17 protein-coding genes and 1 pseudogene are annotated in these 18704 nt (G+C 68.9%); 13 read left to right on the top strand and 5 right to left on the bottom strand.

Annotation, left to right across the window (positions count from 1 at the left end):
* Positions 1-93 precede the first annotated feature (93 nt).
* Complete coding sequence (locus tag ABZ725_RS47660) at positions 94-762, bottom strand: transposase (protein ID WP_358808620.1); 669 nt, start codon at positions 760-762, stop codon at positions 94-96.
* A 111-nt stretch (positions 763-873) separates the two neighbouring features.
* Here ABZ725_RS47660 and ABZ725_RS47655 point away from each other — a divergent pair.
* The 8 genes and pseudogenes from ABZ725_RS47655 to ABZ725_RS47620 form a co-directional block, all read left to right on the top strand.
* Positions 874-966, top strand: a pseudogene (locus tag ABZ725_RS47655) (IS5/IS1182 family transposase); the annotation flags it as partial.
* Between the two features lie 56 nt (positions 967-1022).
* Positions 1023-1511 carry a hypothetical protein gene (locus tag ABZ725_RS47650; RefSeq protein WP_358808619.1) on the top strand — a complete coding sequence of 163 codons (489 nt, stop codon included), beginning with the start codon at positions 1023-1025 and terminating at the stop codon, positions 1509-1511.
* Positions 1512-1593: 82 nt separating this feature from the next.
* A complete protein-coding gene (locus ABZ725_RS47645; RefSeq protein ID WP_358808618.1) occupies positions 1594-2601 on the top strand; it encodes a polyprenyl synthetase family protein in 1008 nt (335 codons plus the stop codon).
* Positions 2598-3563: a DUF2332 domain-containing protein gene (locus ABZ725_RS47640; protein WP_358808617.1), complete on the top strand. Its 966-nt coding sequence runs from the start codon at positions 2598-2600 to the stop codon at positions 3561-3563. The genes ABZ725_RS47645 and ABZ725_RS47640 overlap by 4 nt, the downstream gene beginning before the upstream one ends.
* 58 nt (positions 3564-3621) lie before the next feature.
* Positions 3622-4818 (top strand): cytochrome P450, encoded by a 1197-nt coding sequence (locus ABZ725_RS47635; protein WP_351915055.1) that lies wholly within the window; start codon positions 3622-3624, stop codon positions 4816-4818.
* Positions 4760-5926: an ATP-binding cassette domain-containing protein gene (locus ABZ725_RS47630; RefSeq protein WP_358808616.1), complete on the top strand. Its 1167-nt coding sequence runs from the start codon at positions 4760-4762 to the stop codon at positions 5924-5926. Before ABZ725_RS47635 ends, ABZ725_RS47630 begins: the two co-directional genes overlap by 59 nt.
* Positions 5916-6683 (top strand): ABC transporter permease, encoded by a 768-nt coding sequence (locus tag ABZ725_RS47625; RefSeq protein ID WP_358808615.1) that lies wholly within the window; start codon positions 5916-5918, stop codon positions 6681-6683. Before ABZ725_RS47630 ends, ABZ725_RS47625 begins: the two co-directional genes overlap by 11 nt.
* Positions 6684-6708: 25 nt before the next feature.
* Positions 6709-9564, top strand: coding sequence for a BTAD domain-containing putative transcriptional regulator (locus ABZ725_RS47620; RefSeq protein ID WP_358808614.1), 2856 nt, complete (start codon positions 6709-6711; stop codon positions 9562-9564).
* 115 nt (positions 9565-9679) lie between these two features.
* Here ABZ725_RS47620 and ABZ725_RS47615 read toward each other — a convergent pair whose 3' ends face one another.
* From ABZ725_RS47615 to ABZ725_RS47600, 4 genes are all read right to left on the bottom strand, one after another.
* Positions 9680-10081: a DUF6009 family protein gene (locus tag ABZ725_RS47615; RefSeq protein ID WP_351915062.1), complete on the bottom strand. Its 402-nt coding sequence runs from the start codon at positions 10079-10081 to the stop codon at positions 9680-9682.
* Between the two features lie 148 nt (positions 10082-10229).
* Positions 10230-11777 carry a phage/plasmid primase, P4 family gene (locus tag ABZ725_RS47610; protein ID WP_358808613.1) on the bottom strand — a complete coding sequence of 516 codons (1548 nt, stop codon included), beginning with the start codon at positions 11775-11777 and terminating at the stop codon, positions 10230-10232.
* Positions 11774-12808 carry a bifunctional DNA primase/polymerase gene (locus ABZ725_RS47605; protein WP_351915091.1) on the bottom strand — a complete coding sequence of 345 codons (1035 nt, stop codon included), beginning with the start codon at positions 12806-12808 and terminating at the stop codon, positions 11774-11776. Before ABZ725_RS47605 ends, ABZ725_RS47610 begins: the two co-directional genes overlap by 4 nt.
* Positions 12809-13227: 419 nt before the next feature.
* The gene (locus tag ABZ725_RS47600) at positions 13228-13899 is read right to left on the bottom strand and encodes a TetR family transcriptional regulator (RefSeq protein WP_358808612.1); all 672 of its coding nucleotides are present in this window, start codon (positions 13897-13899) and stop codon (positions 13228-13230) included.
* Positions 13900-14360: 461 nt separating this feature from the next.
* Between ABZ725_RS47600 and ABZ725_RS47595 the strand changes: the two genes are divergently transcribed.
* The 5 genes from ABZ725_RS47595 to ABZ725_RS47575 all read left to right on the top strand — a co-directional run bounded on the left by ABZ725_RS47595 (position 14361) and on the right by ABZ725_RS47575 (position 18700).
* Positions 14361-15257, top strand: a complete 897-nt coding sequence (locus ABZ725_RS47595) for a lytic transglycosylase domain-containing protein (protein WP_358808611.1) — start codon at positions 14361-14363, stop codon at positions 15255-15257.
* Positions 15258-15434: 177 nt separating this feature from the next.
* On the top strand, positions 15435-16010 hold the full coding sequence (locus ABZ725_RS47590) for a sigma-70 family RNA polymerase sigma factor (protein WP_351915070.1): 576 nt from the start codon (positions 15435-15437) through the stop codon (positions 16008-16010).
* Positions 16007-16726, top strand: a complete 720-nt coding sequence (locus ABZ725_RS47585; protein WP_358808610.1) for a zf-HC2 domain-containing protein — start codon at positions 16007-16009, stop codon at positions 16724-16726. Before ABZ725_RS47590 ends, ABZ725_RS47585 begins: the two co-directional genes overlap by 4 nt.
* A gap of 156 nt (positions 16727-16882) precedes the next feature.
* Positions 16883-17113 (top strand): hypothetical protein, encoded by a 231-nt coding sequence (locus ABZ725_RS47580; protein ID WP_358808609.1) that lies wholly within the window; start codon positions 16883-16885, stop codon positions 17111-17113.
* Between the two features lie 570 nt (positions 17114-17683).
* Positions 17684-18700 carry an N-acetylmuramoyl-L-alanine amidase gene (locus ABZ725_RS47575; protein ID WP_358808608.1) on the top strand — a complete coding sequence of 339 codons (1017 nt, stop codon included), beginning with the start codon at positions 17684-17686 and terminating at the stop codon, positions 18698-18700.
* The last annotated feature ends 4 nt before the right edge of the window (positions 18701-18704 follow it).

The following is an 18704-nucleotide window of genomic DNA, read 5'->3' as shown; positions in this document are numbered from 1 at the left end:
CCGCTACGAACGCAAGGCCGCTCACTTCCTGGCCTTCACCAGCATCGCCTGCACCCTCATCTGCTACCGCAGACTCGCCAAATGAGATGGCCTCTAAGTGGGACGGGACGGGCCCCCTCTCTGGCCCCCTTCGGGGCAGGGTTCGGTGCGGTGGCATCCAGGGGTCCAGGCAGGGCGAACCATTGGTCCCAGCAGAAGGAGAAGCCGCAGTTCAGCAGGGTCTGGTGGCGACGGATGGCGCGGGCGGAGCAGACCTGGAAGTCGGTCAACCGAGTTCGTCCCTTGACTTGCTTGTAGCCCTGCTCGATCCACGGCCGCAGCCGAAGAGGAGCACAATCTCGGCGAGGTCGGCTGGCGGTTGCAGAATGGCCGTGGCGTCGGGTGCGTCGGAGTGGGGCAGGTTGGTGGCCAGGTACCAGGTGGCTTTCTCCGGCAGGGCCGGTCGGGTCGGTGGTGGCCACAACCAGCTGGCGAGACGAGTCGGGACCGTAACCGCCCAGGTAGGCATCGGCAGCCCACCAGGTTTCGCGGTTTGAGCACGACCACGTAGGCCAGGCCGGCCTCGCGCAGCGCGAGGTACCAGTCGTCACTGACGGAGTAGGCGCAGTCGGCGACCACCGCCCGGCAGCCGAAGCCCGCCGCCTTCCCCCGGGCCGCGAGAGCGGCGGCCAGCTGCGGTTTCGTGCGGAAGGCCGGGTCAGACCGGCCGCGGGCGAAGTGGTGGGCGAGGGTGCAGGGAGTCGCGTGCAGCGGGTAGTACACGCCGCCGTCGGTCCACGGTGGTCACTGTGACGATGCCGTTGTCGGTCTTACCCAGCTGGCCCAGCCACTGCTGGCCGACATGCGCGGTCGCCGTGCGACCGGCCACGTCGGCCAGGGCGCAAGCGGGGACTGACCGTCGACGTGCTGGGGCTGGTCATCGGCGTCGTCGCCCTGGCCGCCTCCGCCCACGACAACGCCGCTGGCACCGCGTCAGCCCAGAGCCGCTACCCGTTTCGGCGGCTCTGCCAGACCCTGCCCCCTTGAAGATCACCAACGGCATCCGGAATTCCCGCCAGAGCCATCCTCGCGAGTACGCCGCCTCGAGCCGGCAGCCCCCACGAGGTCAGGCTCAGCAGCCGCCGTCAGGGCGTGGCACTCACCTTCAATTATTCGGCATTCAAATTCTGGACATCGACTCGTCCTGCGTGATGGCATGGGCACATCGAGGTCGGCGACTCGACTGCCCGGAACCGACTGATGTCTGTTCGCGGCGTTCGCCTGCGGCCCCTCCAGGCATGAAACACCCCTGGTGGCGAGGCGCATTCCACTCCTTCCGAAACTTATTCGCCACAAGAGAACTGTTCTCTGTTTCCAGTGAGATTGGATTTGCGATGAATTCTCAGGTTCTTGAAAATGCGGAGCTCGTTCTCCAGGGCGAGATGAGCGATGTCCCTTCGGTTCAGGGCGACGACATCGAATCCCTTGAGGTGAGCATGGATCGCGGCCAGAACCTCAACACCTACTGCTGACAAGCAGCCGACTGATCGCCAGGCCGAGTGGGGCGCATTCGTATGCGCCCCATTTTTCGATGAGACCAGGACGCGGGAAATTGTGACAGAAGCGGATATCCACGGGGCGATCGACGAACTGATGGCGCGGCGCTCCCTTCTGGTCGAGGCGACGCGGTCGGCGATCCGCCGTGTCTGTGCCGATGACCCCTCGCTGCGGGACGCGGTGCTGAAGCTGCTGGACGCGGACAGCAGTGCCGTCAGCCATCACCGGCTTCTCGCCTGTCCCATCACGGGCATGCTCGCCGGTGATCCGGGTCTGGCCCTTCCGGTCTGCGTGGTGTCCCGCATCTGGTGGGCGGGGGCGGAGACTTTGGACGATCTGCTGGACGAGCAGTTCGACACGGGCAGTGCCGCGATGACCAGGGCCGCGGCCACGGTCGCCGGCGCGGCCTGCATCACCTTGCTGCCTCAAGCCTTCGTCGCCGAGCACGGGTACGCCAAGGACCTGGAGACTCTCCTGACCAGGGAATTGACCCAAGGCGCGTTGCATGCCGCCGATGGGCAGTTGGCGGATCTTTCGGAGTCCTCCCGTGATTCGTTCTCATGGAAACAGGTCATGACCAGCTATGTGGGAAAGACCGGCGCCGCTTACGGGCGTGACGCCGCGATGGCCGCGCACCTGGCCGGCGCGAGCGCCTCCGCATCGCGCGGCTGGCGCACCCTCGGTCGGCTTTTCGGTGTTCTGCGGCAGACCGCGAACGACCGTGCCTACCCGACGGCGGAGCAGGACGCCGACCTGCGGAACGGTACGCGGACGCTCCTTCTGGCATACGCGCTCGAGTCGGCGGAGCCGTACGAGGCCGAAACCCTGGTCAAGTGGAGCGATGCGGCCCGGCATGACATGACGGCGCGTCAAGAACTGTGGGACCGGCTCCACGGACCTGCCGTGGCGCACGGGTACAACCGCCGCCTGCGGAGAATCCACGGCCACGTCTCCGGTCTTCTGGAGCAGTTGGCTCCACCGTCGACCCAACGCGATCTCCTCCAATGGATGATCGACACCTCGGTCGTCGATTCCAAGGTGAATCCTCTGGGCGGGGGCGTATGAGAGAGAAGTTCAGCGCGGCCGCCACGGATCTGCTGGCCATGGCACACGGAATGAAGCAGTACGCCCCCGTGACGGCCACCGTTCTCGCGAGGCTCGCCGACGACGTGGCGGGCAACGGGCCGATCACACGGCTGGTGGGTGGTCATCCCGAGGCCTCCCTCCCGCTGTTCTTCCTCCGGGTACCCGCCGGAGTCCGCTGGCTGGGCCTGTCCGGTCTGACGCCGGAGTGCATCGACCACATCAGCAGGCCCCCCACCGGCATGAGCGACCAGGCATACGCGGACCGCACCTGGGAGCTCTTCCAGGATGCCGTGCTGGCGTACCCGCAGGAGATCCGTGCCGCGCTGGACCGGCCCGTCCAGCAGCACCAGCCCAGCCGCGCCGGTGTACTGCTCAGAGGCCTGGCCATGCTGGACGCACAGCGGATCAGGCTGCTCGAGATCGGCGCCTGCGCCGGCCTGAACCTCCTGCTCGACAAGTACCACTGGTTCGGACCCGGATGGCAATGGGGTGACCGCTCGTCACCCGTCAGGCTCGCGGCGACAGGAAAGCCGCCGGGCGCCCTGGAGATCGTCGACCGGGCCGGGTGCGACCTCGCACCACGTGACGCCGGCAACGCCGCCGACGCGATGATCCTCAGGTCGTTCCTTCCGCACGAGCGCGAGGTCGAGCAGCTGGAACTGGAAGAAGCGATGCAGCTGGCCGCCACCCAGTCCGTGCGGGTCGCCCGGGCCGACGCGGTCTCATGGCTGGAATCCGAACTGATGGCATCCGTCCATGACAAGTCCGTCCGGACCGTCCTGTGGCACAGCCTTTTCTGGAACTACCTGACGTCGCGGCAGAAGACGGAGATCGAGAAGCTGCTCCAGGCAGCCGCACGGCGCATCCCCCTGGCCAAGGTGTCGTACGAACCACACGACTGGGCGACCGCGCCGCGGTTGCAGGTGACCGTCTACTCGTAGCCGGGATACGTCCCGACGGCGGATCCGCCTTCACCAAGAGCACAGACGGGAATACCTCATGACCGGCATCTCCGCCGTACCCCCGCACCTCGCACGGGACGGCTTTCGGCTCGCGCCGGAACTTGCCCGGCTGCGGGACGACCAGCCGGTCGCGCGCCTGGTCCTGCCGAACGGGGCCACCGCGTGGCTGGTCACCCGGCATGCGCACATCCGTGAAGTGCTCTCGGACGCCGACCGGTTCGGCAGCGACCACGGCACTCTTTCCGATCCGAACGAAGGGGGCGTCGTCGTGAGCGGTGTGACGCCTGTCCGGCACGGCGACATCACTCAGTACGATCCTCCCGACCACACGCGACTGCGGCGCATGGTGGCCGCCGGATTCACCGCCCGGAGGATCGCCGACCTGCGGGACAACGTGGGTGTCATCGTCTCCGAGACACTCGACACGATGGAGAGGACCGGGTCCCCGGCGGATCTGGTGCAGAGTTTCTCACTGCCCATCCCCTCGCTGATCATCTGCCAGCTCCTGGGCGTTCCCTACGAGGACCGGGCCGGCTTTCACGAGCGGTCCGTGGTCCGTCTGGACAGCACGCTCAGTCTGGCGACCCGAGCGGCCGCGATCCAGGAATCCCGGCGCTACATGCTGCGTCTCGTGGCCCGTCAGCGAGTTCGTCCCGGGGAAGGACTGCTCGGCTCGCTGGTACGCGAACACGGCGACGAGCTCGACGACCAGGAACTCGCGGGGATCGGCGATGTCATCCTGTTCGGCGGGCACGAGACGACGGCCAACATGCTCGCACTCGGAACCCTCCTGCTGCTCCAGAATCCCGAATACATCGAACAGCTGAAGGATCCGCAGAGACTGAAGCAGGTGACGGACGAGCTGCTGCGATATCTCTCAGTCGTCCAGACGGGCGTACCGCGAGTATGCCGGCACGACACCACGATCGCCGGTCAGCGCATCCTGCGCGGCGAGCGGATCCTGTGTTCGCTGCCGTCGGGAAATCATGACAGTTCGTACACCGCCGGCCCCGACGCCTTCGATCCGACGAGGAATCACAGCGCCCATCTCGCCTTCGGACATGGAGTGCACTACTGCCTGGGTGCTCCGCTGGCCCGTCTGGAAATGAATACGGCACTGCCTGCCCTGTTCGAGCGGTTTCCGCGTCTGCGGCTGGACACGGCGATGGACGAACTTGAATTCCGCACCCAGTCCGCCATTTACGGTGTCGCCGCGCTTCCCGTGGCCTGGTGAAGAGGGCCAGGCCCCTGTCACGCCGCCCCGACCCGCGCAGAGTGAAGATTCCGACGACGGCCCCGACCATGACGACCGGCAGGGAGTTTCTGGAGCAGTGATCAGGACACGCGGTCTCTCCAGGACCTTTTCGCAGAAGAACCGCCAGGGCGGGCTCGTGAACGCGGTCAGAGGGATCGACCTGGACGTGCGGGAAGGGGAGATCTTCGGGTTCCTCGGCCCGAACGGAGCAGGCAAGACCACGACCCTGCGCATGCTGACCACCTTGCTCCGGCCCACCGCGGGCGAAGCCGTCGTCGCCGGTTGCGACCTGACGAGGGACACCGCCGGCGTACGGCGGCGCATCGGCTACGTAGCCCAGTCCAACGGCACTTCGCCCGAGAGCACCGTCGTCGAGGAGCTGGTGATCCAGTGCCGCCTGTACGGTCTCACGCACGCTCAGGCTCACCATCGGTCCGCCGAGCTGATGGATCAACTCGACCTGGGAGATCTGCGGCAGCGGCGGACCAGGACGCTGTCCGGCGGTCAACGGCGCCGTTTGGATGTCGCACTCGGCCTGATCCACCGGCCCCCGCTGGTGTTCCTCGACGAGCCGACGACGGGACTCGATCCACAGAGCCGCGCCAACCTGTGGGATCACGTCCGCATGCTGCACCGCGCACAAGGGGTCACCATTTTCCTGACCACGCACTACATGGACGAAGTTGATGCCCTCGCCGATCGCATCGTCATCATCGACGACGGCTCGATCGTCGCGGAGGGAAGCCCGGACTTCCTCAAGAGCAAGGTCGCCGGGGACGGAGTCACGGTAGGCGTGCCGGAAGGGTCGGTCTGGGAGGCGGCCGAGCGGGTCAGCCGTCTGCCGGGGGCCCACGCGGTCACGGCTCGGGATGGACTCATCCGGTTCCGCGTCCCGCACGGAAGCGTCGCGCTGCCGTCGTTGACGCACGCCCTGCACGAGATCGGCGTCGCCGTCACCTCGCTGAACGTACAGCGGCCCACGCTGGACGACGTCTTCTTCACTCTCACCGGACGGAGCCTGCGCGAGTCGTCCGCTGCGGCACCGGCCGGCTCTTCACCGCACGAGGACCGGAACAGTGCTGCGTGATGTCTGGCTGATCTTCGGACGGGAGATCAGCCATCGCGTCCGGCAGCCGGCCTGGGTGGTGATGGGGCTGGCCCAGCCGCTGCTGTTCATGTACTTCTTCGGCCCGCTGCTCACCAAGTTCGTCGCCTACACACCCGGTTTTCCGCCGGGCTCCACGTGGACCATCTTCGCCCCGTCACTCATGCTGCAAATGGTCCTGGTAGGGGCCTCCACGGTGGGTATGTCCTTGCTTGCCGAGTACCGTGCCGGAGTCCTGGAACGCTTCCGGGTGACCCCCATCCGACCCACCGCACTGCTCCTGGGCAAAGTCCTCTGCGTCGTCGTCAACGTACTCACGCAGTCGGCGCTGATCGTTCTGCTGTGCAGCGTCTCCTTCGGACTGGAAGTCCCGCTGTTCGGGCTGATCGCCAGCATGCTGATGGTCGCCCTCCTGTCCGCCGCGCTCGCCTCCGCTTCCTACGCACTGGCACTGCGCATAAGAGACGAGGAATCGCTTTCCGCGCTCATCAACGCCCTCCTGATGCCACTCCTGCTGCTCTCGGGGACATTCCTGCCGATCACCGAGGGACTTGCTCCCGGGTGGCTCTACCGGTTGGCACAACTCAATCCGATCGATCACGTGATGGAGGCCACCCGGGCCTATTTTCGAGGGGATTTCACCATGGACTCCGTCGGGATGGGCAGCTTCTCGGTCCTCTTCGTCTCCGGCTTCGCGCTGTGGTGGGGAGTCCGGACGTTCGCCCGTGAGCACGCCTGATACGTCTCCCAGGAAAGGAGCCCCGTTGGAAGAGCGATTGCGGTTCGCCGTGCTGGGCTCCGTGAGGGCCTGGCGCGGCACCGACGAGATCGACATCGGGCCGCCCCAGCAGCGAACGGTACTGGCCGTGCTGCTGCTCGCCGAGGGTTCGCAGGTGCTGACGAGTGAACTGGTGGACGCGGTCTGGGGCACCAGGGCGCCGGCCTCCGCGCCCGGCATTCTGCGCACATACATCCACTGGCTGCGCAAGGCGCTGGAACCCGCGAGCGACACCGCGCCGTCCGTCATCCGGTCCACGGGGAGCGGCTATCAGCTGCTGGTCCCGTCGGTCGAGCTGGACCTCAGCGCGTTCCGGGAACTGCTCGCGCAGGCCGAGCAGGCCCGCCTGTCCGCGGACGCCCTGGGCGCGGCGAAGTATCTGCGCGACGCGCTCGGGCTGTGGCGGGGAACGGCGCTGGCCGGCCTGCGGGGCGAGTACGCGCAGACCCAGCGGCAGCGCCTGAGCGAACTCCGGTTGTCGGCACAGGTCTCCTGCATCAGGGCCGAACTCGGCCTCGGCGCCCACGCGAAGGCAGCCGCGGATCTGACCGGACTGGTCGCCGAGCACCCACTGGACGAGCGGTTCCGGGAGCTCATGATGCTTGCCCTGTACCGGTCGGGACGACAGGCGGCGGCTCTGGAGACCTACCGCGAAGTGCAGATACTGCTGGCCGATGAGCTGGGGGTCGACCCGGGGCCGGCGCTCCAGGAGATGTACCAGCGTGTGCTGAGGGCCGACGCGAGGCTGCTCGCTCCGCAGGGTCCGGCGGAATCGTCCACCCCTGCGGCCGTCGTGCCTGCCCAACTGCCCGCGGGGCTGGAGGCGTTCGTCGGCCGAGAAGCCGAACTGAGCGAGGTGACCCGTCTTCTCCCCCGTACCACGGTGCTGGTCAAGGCCATAGCGGGCATGGCGGGGGTCGGCAAGACGGCGTTCGCGGTGCACTGGGCCCGGCAGGTCGCCGACCAGTTCCCGGACGGCCAGCTGTACCTGAACCTGCGGGGCTTCGACCCGGGCGGCCCACCGGTGACGTCCGAACACGCCCTTCGCACGTTGCTCGAGTCGCTGGGCGCCGATCCGCGTGGGCTTCCTCAGGAGGCAGACGCGCTGGCCGCCCGGTTCCGTACCCTCCTGGCCGGCCGGCGCATGCTCCTGCTGCTGGACAACGCCCGTGACGCCGCCCAGGTGCGCCCGCTGTTGCCGGGGGGAGCCTGCCTGGTCATCGTCACCAGCCGGAACTCACTCGCCGGTCTGGTCGCCGTGAACGGCGCCCACCCCATCGCTCTCGGTGTGCTCTCCGTGCCGGAAGCCCGCGCACTCCTCGAGCGGCGGCTGGGAACCGAACGGGTCGCGGCGGAGCCGGACGCGGTCGAGGAGATCATCGCCCGATGTGCGCGGCTGCCGCTGGCGCTGGCTGTCACCAGCGCGCGAGCGGCGACGATGTCGGAACTGTCGCTGGAGGCGATCGCGGCCGAACTGCGATCCAGCGCCGGCGGCCTGGACTCGTTCTACGACGGCGACACCTCGGCCGATGTCCGCGCCGTGTTCTCGTGGTCCTACCACGCTCTGAGCGCCGACGGCGCGCATCTGTTCCGGCTGCTCGCCCTGCACCCGGGCCCCGACATCGCCGTGCCGGCGGCGGCCAGCCTCATCGGATGCACCCTCGCGCACGCCCGGAGACTGCTGTCCGAGCTCGTCCAGGCGCACATGGTGCGACAACCGTCTCCCGGCCGCTATGCCTGCCATGACCTGCTGCGCACCTACGCCACGGAGCTCTTGAACACCGTCGACCCGCCCGAGGAGACACACGCCGCTCGGCACCGGATGTTCGACCACTACCTGCACACCGCCTTTCGGGTGACCGCGCTGACCTCCCGTGCACGGGCCCTGATCTCCCTGGCTCCCGTCGCGGACGGGGTGAGCGTCGACGGATTCGAGGAAGACGCCGCGAAGGCGACCGCCTGGTTCACCGCGGAACAGGCGGTGCTGATCTCGGCCGTCGGCTCGGCCGCCGCCCACCGGTACGACGTCCACACGTGGCAACTCGCCTGGGCCATCTCCAGTCAGCTGCACGTGCGGGGCCTGTGGCGGGAGCTGGAAGCCGTGCGCCTGACGGCCATGGACGCGGGACACCGGCTGAGTGACCAGGCCGCCCAGGCCGACGCTCACCACGGCCTCGCGATCGCCACCGCGGGTCTGGGCCGCCATGACGAGGCACGGGTGCACGCCGAGCTGGCCGTCGGGCTGTTCGCCGCGTCGGGCCATGCGGACACCCTCTCCGAGAGCTATTGCACGCTGGCCTGGGTCGCGCAACAGCAGGGTGATCCGGCCGCCGCGCTGCACGCCGCTCAGCAGGCTCTCACGATCCACCGGGCCCACGAGGGCCATGACGCCGACGACCACCGCAGCAGCTTGGCCCGCGCGGTCACACTCAACACCGTCGGCTGGTGCCATGCGCTGCTCGGCCAGAACCAGCGGGCACTCGTGCACTGCCGGCAGGCGCTGATCCTGCACCAGCGACTCGGGGACAAGGCCCTCACGGCCCATACCTGGGACAGCATCGGTCACGCCCAGCACCGCCTCGGACAGAACGACCAGGCGACCGTCAGCTTCTCCCACGCGCTGGCCCTCTACCGGGAGCACGGTGGTCTTCCCCGGTTCATCGCCGGCACCTTGAAACGCCTCGGCGACACCCATCTGAGTGCCGGTCGCCCCGAGGCGGCTCGCGCCGCGTGGTCCGAGGGGCTGGACGTCATGGAGCGGCTCGACCACGCCGATGCCGAGGCTGATGCCCTGCGCAACAGACTGGACCGGCTGTGGGAGCTCGACGAGGTGTTCTCCTAGCCCGCTGACCTCAGCCTCGGCCGTCCGCCCGGCCTGCTGTTCCCGGGTGGTTCCGGAGTGTGCGGGAACGCCGCTCGGTGGGGAGGAGGACTCGGGTCAGCCGCTCCTTCGACGCCTACAGGGGCAGGGTGATCCCCAGTTCCTTCATGGCCGCGGAGGGCGGCCCGCCCTCGGAACGCTCGGTCTTGTAGCCTCTGAGGCGCGGTGCCAGGGTGCGCGGGTCGATCGCCTCGGCGGGGGCGCTGTTGGCGTAGAGGCCCTCGGGCTCGCTGTCGCGGTCGTGGGGAAGAAGCCAGAAGACGCGCCGGCGGAACGTCCCGGAGGCACGGGAGGCCCTGGCGGCGCTGTCCAGAAGGGCATAGCCGACCATGCGGCCGTCACGATGGTAGGCGGGCCTGGTCCTGCGGGTGGGCAAGCGGTCCAGACTCTGGCGTACATAGTCGAGTTGCTCGGTGTCCTCCAGCCAGACGATGCTCGCTTCGTTGCTGATCTCGTCCTCGGCGATCAGGGAGCTCATCAGGGGACCATCCCGTCTGCGACTCTCACATGGGCGGTTGTGGCCGCGCGATCCGGGTGGACGCGCGGGCGGGAGCGTGCCGCACGGTCCCGCCGGGACGGGTTTCGCGTGCCGCGGACGGATCTCCCCGAGCGGCCGGGAGATCGACTCAGGGAATGCATGCGGGGTCCTTCTCCTGGCCGGTGAGCAGTCCGATACCCGGGTAGTGCTTGCGCTGGTTGGACAAGATCATTTCCTTGGGCGAGGCCAGTCCGACGAGTTCGCGCGTACGGGCGGCGAAGGCACGCGAGGACATCGCCGGCGCTCCTTCATTCTGGCACCAGGTCCGGTAGGCGGCGTAGAGGGCCGTCTGTTCTGCGCGCAGATCGGTGGCGAGGGTGCAGCACTCGTCGTAGAAGCGGCCGGTATGGTCCTCGGTTTCGGCATAGGTGCTGGTGGCGATGCGGACACGGTGAGGGCCGGCGAGGTCCTTGTCGCCGGCGAGGTAGCGGCGGGCGCCGTCGACGAGCCAGGCCAGGATGCCGGGGCCTTCCTCGGTGACGAGGATGTCGGCCAGATTGTCGATCTTGCGGTGGTCGGGGACGACTCGTTCGAACGGGATGAGGCGCATGCGGCGCCAGAACGCGAAGCCACCGGTGCCGACTTCGGGACGATGGTTGCCCAGCAGCCACAGCTTGTGGGTCGGAGCGAAGCTGAAGAAGTCCTGGCGCATGCGGCGGGCCTTGATCCGGTCACCGCCGGTGAGAAGTTTGACGCGGCCTTCGTCGAACCTGTCGCCCGGCTTGACCTCGGAGCAGACGATGACGCGCCGCCCGTGGAGTTCGGCGAGGTCGGTGGGGTGGCCTTCGTAGGGCCGGGTCATCAGGAAGCCCGGCGGGGCAGCGTCCGCGTAGTCGCCCAGCAGCTTCATGAGGACGTCCAGGAGAACGGACTTGCCGTTCTTGCCGGAGCCGAAGAGGAAGGGCAGCACCTGGCCGCCGACGTCACCGGTGACGGAATAGCCGAGCAGTAACTGAAGGTAGTCGATCATCTGTCGGCCGTCGCCGTCCGCGCCGAAGGTGTCGGTGAGGAAGCGTTCCCAGCGGGGGGCGGGCACGGGTCGAGGGCTGACAGCGGTGGAGCGGGAGTGGAAGTCCTTGTTCGGGTCGGGGGTCCGCACCAGCCCTGTGTGCAGGTCGACTATTCCGTCCGGCGTACAGAGGGCATAGGGGTCGGCGTCCAGGAGAGCGGCGTTGAGGACCATGCCGGGTGCGGACCTGGCCTGGGTGAGCATGGCGTTGATGCCGGTGGTCGACAGGGCACGCCGGCGATGCGCCTGCAGGGCCTGGGCGGTGAAGAGGCCGCGCGGATCGTGGGTGGCGATGGCCTCGGCGAGGTCACCGGCTGCCCACAGCACGGTGTCGTCCTCGTCGATCTGCCAGCGGGTGGTGTCCCATCGGTACCAGCCGATGCCGGGCACGTGCCGGTAGTCGTTGGCGTACAGCTTGACGAACAGTTTGGCGTTGCCGCGGTCGGTCAGCGTGTCGGGCAGCAGCCCCGCCGCGGTCGCCTCCCCCGCGCCCGCACGTGTCCTGTCCGTCTGCGTGGCCAGGGCGACGGCGGCCTGGGCACGGCGGGCCCGGTCGCGGATCTGCGCGGCGACGGCTTCGGCGTCGAAGTCGAAGAGAGCCGCCCCGTCGTGTTCGGGTGTCGTCATCGGGACCCCCTTCGCTCGGGGAGAGGGCGCCGCCGGCCGGCGGTCAGGCCGCCGCGGATGATGAGCGCGGCACGTCGTTCCTGGCCCGGCCGAGCGGTGGCGGCCGCCTCGGTCAGCGCGCGTTCGGCTTCGTCTTCGGTGAGGCGGTCGGCGGCGACGAGGCCTCCGAGGGTGTAGGCGGCGCGGTTGAGCGTGTCGGAGAATCCCGCGCCCTCGGTCGTCCTGCCGCAGGCTTCCACGGGTGCGAGGACGGAGGCGAGTGTGGAGAGGTCTCGGCCGCCGCCCGCAGCGAGTACGGCCTGCCGGGCTCTGGGGGGAACCGGACGGGGCGTGGGCGCGGTCGGGGTGGGAAGGTGGCCGGTGCGTTCGAGTTCCTGGGCCAGCCAGAAGGGCAGTTCGGCGATGTCACGGACGCTGTCGACGGGGGTGTAGGTGCCGTCCCGGGTCGACGTGCCGGGAGCGACGATGTAGCCGCCGTGTGCCCGGACGTCGACCTGCCATGCCAGGGCGGCGCGGCGGCTGGAGCCGGTGGAGCAGCGCCAGAGGCGTTTGTCCATCGCTCGGTACCAGACGTGCAGGCCGCCCGACGGTGTCCGGACGCGCAGCGTGGCCCGGTCGTCCGCCGGGTTGGGCCGGCCGCGCAGCGCGGCCAGGAGACCGAGGGTGTGAAAGCCGTTCGCCAGGCCGGTGAGATCGACGTCGTCGTCGATGGGAATGCCGGGAAGGATGCGGTCGCGGGTGGGCAGCCGGGCGGAGTGGGCGTCGATGTCGATGACGACCAGCCTGGCGGGGCCGCAGGCGATGCCGACGCCGAACTCCGGGTGTGCGCCCCACCAGTTGGCGATGCGGTCCTGGTCGAGGGTCGCGGCGTGGAATCCGTGACACCAACGACCGGCGGGCAGGCACGGGCACAGGGCGGGCAGGTGCGAGGCGGCACGGCATGCGGCGCAGTTGCCGGCCGGTGTCTTGCGGCCGGCGGCGAGGGGGTGCACCGGCCAGCCCTGGCGGGCGCACCAGCGCGCGAACTCCAGGGAACGGGTCGCTGACGACCGTGGGGCGGGCTGCCGTGACGCACCGTCGTCGACGCGTGGTTCAGCAGGCACGATCGCCTCCGGTCACCGGCCGACGCGATCCGGCGGTGGTCGGAGCGGTCCGCCCGCGACACCGGGTACCGCGCGGCGCGAACCGTCGACCGCCGCCTGTGCAGCTCGGATGCGCGACGTGCGGCGCGGTGACCGGCCGGCCGGGTCGACAGCGGCCCGGCCCCACCGGGTCGCCGTGTCGGCTCACCGGACGAGGGCCCGGCTCGCCACCGGCACCCGCCTCTGAGCGGCAACCCGGACTCCGCATGCAGGAAGGGGACATGGCGGCCTTGCCGGCTTCATGACGTCGGCCCATGGGACGCGTCAGCCGGCCGTTCCGTGTCTCGGTTGCGGGGAACGCGGGTGCCTCATCCGAGTGTGAGGAATCCGGCGAAGAGGACAGAAAGCGATCGGTGCAGGGCATCGGTGAATTCCGAGTCCATGAAGGAGAAACTGGGGTCGGCGCGGTAGACCGCGCGCACCGCAGGGGCGGGGTTCGTGTGAGTCCACAGGCCGCCGATCAACAAGATAATCAGCGTGGCGGCCTGTCCGGAGTGTTCTTGGCCGAGTTCGGGGAGGAGCTTCCGCAGCATCTCGGCCAAGCCGGGCAAACTGCCGCGAGCGGTCTGCTTGAATCGTGTGGCGACTTCGACGGAGACGTTGTACTCCAGAACGCCGGCCTGCGCGCTGAGCAGCTCGCACAGCATCGGTCGCGCGCCGAAGGACGCGGCGAGTCCGGACGCGACGGCCTCGGCTCTGACCTCGAGCGGATCCTGGGCGTCGACGAGCGAGGCGAGCTGTTCGCCCGCCTCCGCCAGAAAGTCCCGCGCGGCCAGGGTGAGCAGCTCGAGCAGGACCGCCTCCCGCGACTCGAAGTAGCGCAGCAGGCCGGATTTCGCGAGGCCGCCACGTCGGCTCAGCTCGTTCAGGCTCACCTCGGACACGGGCATCTCGCTGAGCATCGCGCTGGCAGTCAACAGGATGCCGAGCCTTCTCTCCGAGCGCTGCTCCTCACTTCTGGCGCGTTGGAAGGTCGTCATGCCCACATACTACAGACCAGCAGTCTCTTGTGGGAAGCCGGTCCCGCGGCAGGAGAACCGGCGGGCATCCCGGACTCCGGGAAGCCCTGGAGTGCCGCGCCGCCGTCTCCGTCCGCGTTCGGCGGAGAGAGACGGAAACCGGGAGAGCCGGGAAAGCGGTGGGCCGGATGGACGCCGGACGGTGGAACGCGACGCGTACCGGACAGCGGGCCGAAGCCACTCCAGGAGATCCGGGCAGGCATCGAGCGATGCTGCGGGGAGTCGGCCGGGCGCGGACCGCGAGGCACAGAGTAGCGCGCGACGAGGGCGTCGGCGCGCCCCCGCCGGGCCGCCGCCCTCCCGAGCGCGACAGTGGCAGTGAACCAGCCGCCGCGCAGGCCCGTACCCCGAAAGAAGGGGTGCCTCGCTCACGTCAGGAGCGCGGCAGGGCAGGTCAGTTGAGGGACCGAGAGGAATTCAAGGTGGCGTCCGGCGTAAAAGCGAGCACAGTGATCGCGGCGGCAGCAGGCGGTCTCGGATTCCTTGCCGCTCCCCTTGGAGTGACTCTCATCATCGGCGTGATCCTGGTCGTGGGCGGGCTTGCCGTACTGCTTTTCCCCATCGTGCTGATCTTCATGTTCTTCCATGGGCTCTCGTTCTCGGGACTCGGCAGCCTGGGCGACCCCTACACCGGACTCACGGACGCCGAGGAGCTCTGCGAAAGGCTGGAGAGTGTCTCTCTGCAGGAAAACCCGGACGCCGCCTCGAACCGAGCTTCGGCCATCATCACTGGCGACGGACGCGGAAAACTGGAACTATCGCCGCCCGACAGTACGGGGGGCGGCGGAAATGCGCCCTGCACTGTGCCCACAGATCTGTACAGCGCCATCCAGGATGCCGGCGGAATCTGTGACGCCATAGGTCCGGTGGTCATCGCGGCACAGATCGAATACGAATCCGGATTCGATTCCCGGTTCGTGGGCCCGAACGGCGCGCAAGGCATATCGCAGGTGCCCCGCGAGGTGTTCACGCGCTTCGCGGGAGAGGAGGCCGATCCGTTCGAGGCCAAGAAGTCGATCGACGTCCAGGCCAAGTACCTCTGCGAACTGTCGGCCCAGATGCAGGATTCACTGGACCGGCAGGAGGTGACGGGCAATGTCCTGGACCTGACGCTGACGGCGTACGACGTGGGCGTCGACGCGGTTCGGGCAGCCGGAGGCGTTCCGGCGACCGACGATTCCCAGGCCTACATCGTGGGTGTCCGCACCTGGTTCGCCTCGATGGAGGGCGTGGGCCCGGTTCCTCGGAAGCTCTCCGATATACCCGCCCTTCATGACGACAACGGAGAGAGGGCCGATGCCGGACCGGCCACGCCGTGACAAGGCGATCCGGGTCACGGACCGCGCCCTTCCGACACTTCCGGCTCCCTGCCGGGACGCCCCTGGGCAACGCCGGGCGACTACGCACGGGAGTGATCTACATCACCGTTGGCATGGAGACCCTGACTTCGCCCTCGCTTCGTATGCCGAGTGAACCCACGGGGATGGAGTAACTAGATGGCGATCCTGAGGTCTCGTGCCCCCGAGGCCACGAGTCATGAAGCTCTGATCCGCACGCTGTACGGGGAACACGGCAAGGCCCTGCTGGCATACGCGACACGGCTGACGGGCGATCGCGCGGCAGCAGAGGACATCGTCCAGGAGACACTGATACGGGCATGGAAACATCCCGAGGTCATCAGCAATCCACAGGGCTCCCTGCGTGGCTGGCTCCTCACGGTGGCCCGGAACATCACCACCGACCGCTACCGGGCCAAGGCGGCACGCCCCAACGAGGTGGCCCACTCCGACGCGGCTTCACCGCTTCTGGACGATCACGCCGACGGTGTCGTCAACGCGGTCGTCATGCTGGACGCCCTCGACCAGCTCAAGCCCGAGCACCGGGACGTCCTCGTCGAGATCTACTACCGGGGCCGAACGGCGGCGGAAGCGGCCGGACGCCTCGGCATACCGGAGGGTACGGTGAAGTCCCGGGCCCACCACGCGCTCAAGGCGTTGCGTAAGTCCTACTTCGGTTCCACCAACCCTGGCGCCACCAAGAGCCTGACTCTTCGAAAGGTGGGGGCTGCATGAACACACGGCAGCATCCGAGCGATGAGACGCTCGGCGCGTACGTGCTGGGCACCCTCGACAACGACGAGCGCGCAACGCTCGAAGAACACACCGCCGACTGCGAGGCATGCCGGATGGAACTCGCGGCGCTGCGGGACATGGAAGCCGCCCTGGGAGAGGTGCCGCCCGAGGCGTTCCTGGAAGGCCCCCCGGAAGACGGCGAACTGATGCTTCAGCGAACCCTTCGGGAGGTCCGCGCGGAGCAGTCCAAAGGGCGGCGCCGCAGGTTCGTGACCGTGGGCGTGGGTGTCGCCGCGTCGTCCGCCGCACTGTTCTTCGGCGGGCTCATGGTGGGCCACAGCGGTTCGACGGCGACCGTGGCAGGCTCGCCGCCTCCCTCGCCGGCAGCAGGGGTGCTGGTGGCGTCCGCCGTGGACGCCACCACCAAAGCGTCCATGCGGGTACAGCTCACGCCGTTCGACGACTACGTCAAGATCAATGCCGCCGTCACCGGTGTGCCGGGTGGAGTGCGGTGCCGGCTCGTCGTCGTCTCCACCGACGGCCGCCGGGAAACGGCCCTGAGCTGGGTGATTCCACGGAACGGCGCGCAGTCGAAACTTCCGCCCGTCGGCCAGGGGAAGTTGGAGGGCGCGGCCGCGATCGACGCGCAGCAGGTCAAGGAGGTCGTGGTCGAGAACGATCTCGGCAACAAGCTCGTACGGGGTACACCCTCCTGAACCTCTGCCCTGCCGTCCGTGAGGTTCCCCGCCGCGGCGGGGAACCTCACGTCGTCCTGCTGATCGATGCCGCCTGCCGTCCCCGGGCCGACCCGCACGCCCGTCGCCGCCGGCCCATGAACCGTCAATGAGTCATTCGATCCCCAGGGACTGAACATGCCGAAACCGTCACGCGAGGCGCAGCCACAGGGGCACGTCGCACGCGAAATGGAGCGCCTGGAGGAGGAGGACAAGAAGCAGGCGGTGGCGCAGACGCCGGGGATCGCCGCCGTTGCCTCCAAGATGCCGGCCGGGGTGAAGGCCCCCGCTCCCGAAGCGACTTCGAACACGCGGGAACCGATGGCGGCTCCCCGGCCGCGGGCGGCCGCTCCGGCGAGAAGGCAGTAGAACCGTCCGCCGGACGGCCGCTCACGTCCCGCACCGCCGGCGGCGGCTTCCGCACGGGCCGGTCCAGGTGGTGCCCGTGAACCTGCCCATCCCGTGGTGCACGCGAGGGGCACACCGTGCGCAGCCCGGATCGGCATCAGGCCCACGACTCTCCTGAACGCCTCAGCCGTCTCCTCGCCATGCCCCTGGTCATGCCGGTGCACGGCTCCTGGTCATGGCTTCCGGCGCACGGCCGACGAGGCGGTCCGGTGCGTGGTTTCCGCCGCACGCCGCAGCCCCGTGCTCCCGGCCGCACCCCCGAAAAAAATGTGAACTCGCCGTCGGCGCACCGCCGTATGTGTCGGTGTAGGACAGCCGATCCCGACGGAGCCGATGTTGAAGAGCCTGACCACCGACCGCTCGTCCGGCCACAGCGAAGACCGGACCCCGTCACGCCGCCGTCTCCTCATGGCACTCGGCGCCGCAGGTGTCGCCGTACCCGTCCTCAGCACCTGCGCGACGACCGCCAGGGGCGGGAAGGCAGCCGCCCCTGGCGCGGAACAGCGTCAGGCGAAGGTTCCGGGAACCCGCATGGCACGTTCGGTGTCACCGGGCCCCGAAATACACCGCACGGACTTCCCGATCACGGCGGTGGCCCTCAGCTGGACCGGCTCGCCCCGCGGCGTGCGACTGCGTCTGTACAACCGGAAGGGCAAGCCGGGCGCCTGGCGGACCGTCGTCCCCGGCTGTCCCTGCGGCAAGGACGGTCCCGGCCGGGACGGGGCGACGGCGCCCAGGAACCAGGCCCTGGTGCCGGCCGGCAACAGCTACGGCTACCAGCTCGAGGCCGCATCCGGCGTGCGGGTGACGGAGTCGCTCGCCATCGACACGGAACGGGAACCGCGGACGGGTGAACCTCTCGCCTCCGGCACTCCGTCGGCCCGGGCCTCGCGCGACCCGAGCGGCAGCCTGTCGCCGCGACCGGCCTTCCCGCCCTCCGGCCTGATCACGCGGGCCGCGTGGGGAGCCGATGAGACGAAGCGTTTCACCGCGAACGGTTCCGAGTCGTCGCCCACCGTCTTCACCCCCTTCCAGATGATCACGGTCCATCACACCGCGACCGACCCGGACGACCCCGACCCGGCCGCCACGGTGCGCGCGATCTACCAACAGCACGCCGTCTCGAACGACTGGGGAGACATCGGCTACCACTTCCTGATCGACCAGCGGGGACAGATCTACGAGGGCCGCTACTCCGGTACCGACGGCAGGCCCGCGCACAATGCGCGCGACGAGGTCGTGACGGCGTTCCACACCATCGGCTTCAACCCGGGCAACATCGGCATCGCGCTGCTCGGCGACTTCACGAAGGCGGAACGGACACCTCGGATGCAGGAGTCCCTGGTGAACCTGACGGGCGCACTGGCTTCGCTCCACGGCCTGGCCCCGCTCTCACGCGTCACCTACCGGCACGTGGTCACCGGGCGAACGACTCAGGGCCCCGCCGTCGCCGGACATCGGGACTGGACGTCCACCGACTGCCCCGGGACGACGGCGTATCTCGGTCTCGGGCGGATACGCGAGCAGGCGGCCCGGCTCTACGGCTGAGGGC

This window comes from Streptomyces sp. NPDC006872 (assembly GCF_040635845.1).
Classification (GTDB): domain Bacteria; phylum Actinomycetota; class Actinomycetes; order Streptomycetales; family Streptomycetaceae; genus Streptomyces.
This window is presented reverse-complemented; position numbering and strand designations above follow the sequence as displayed.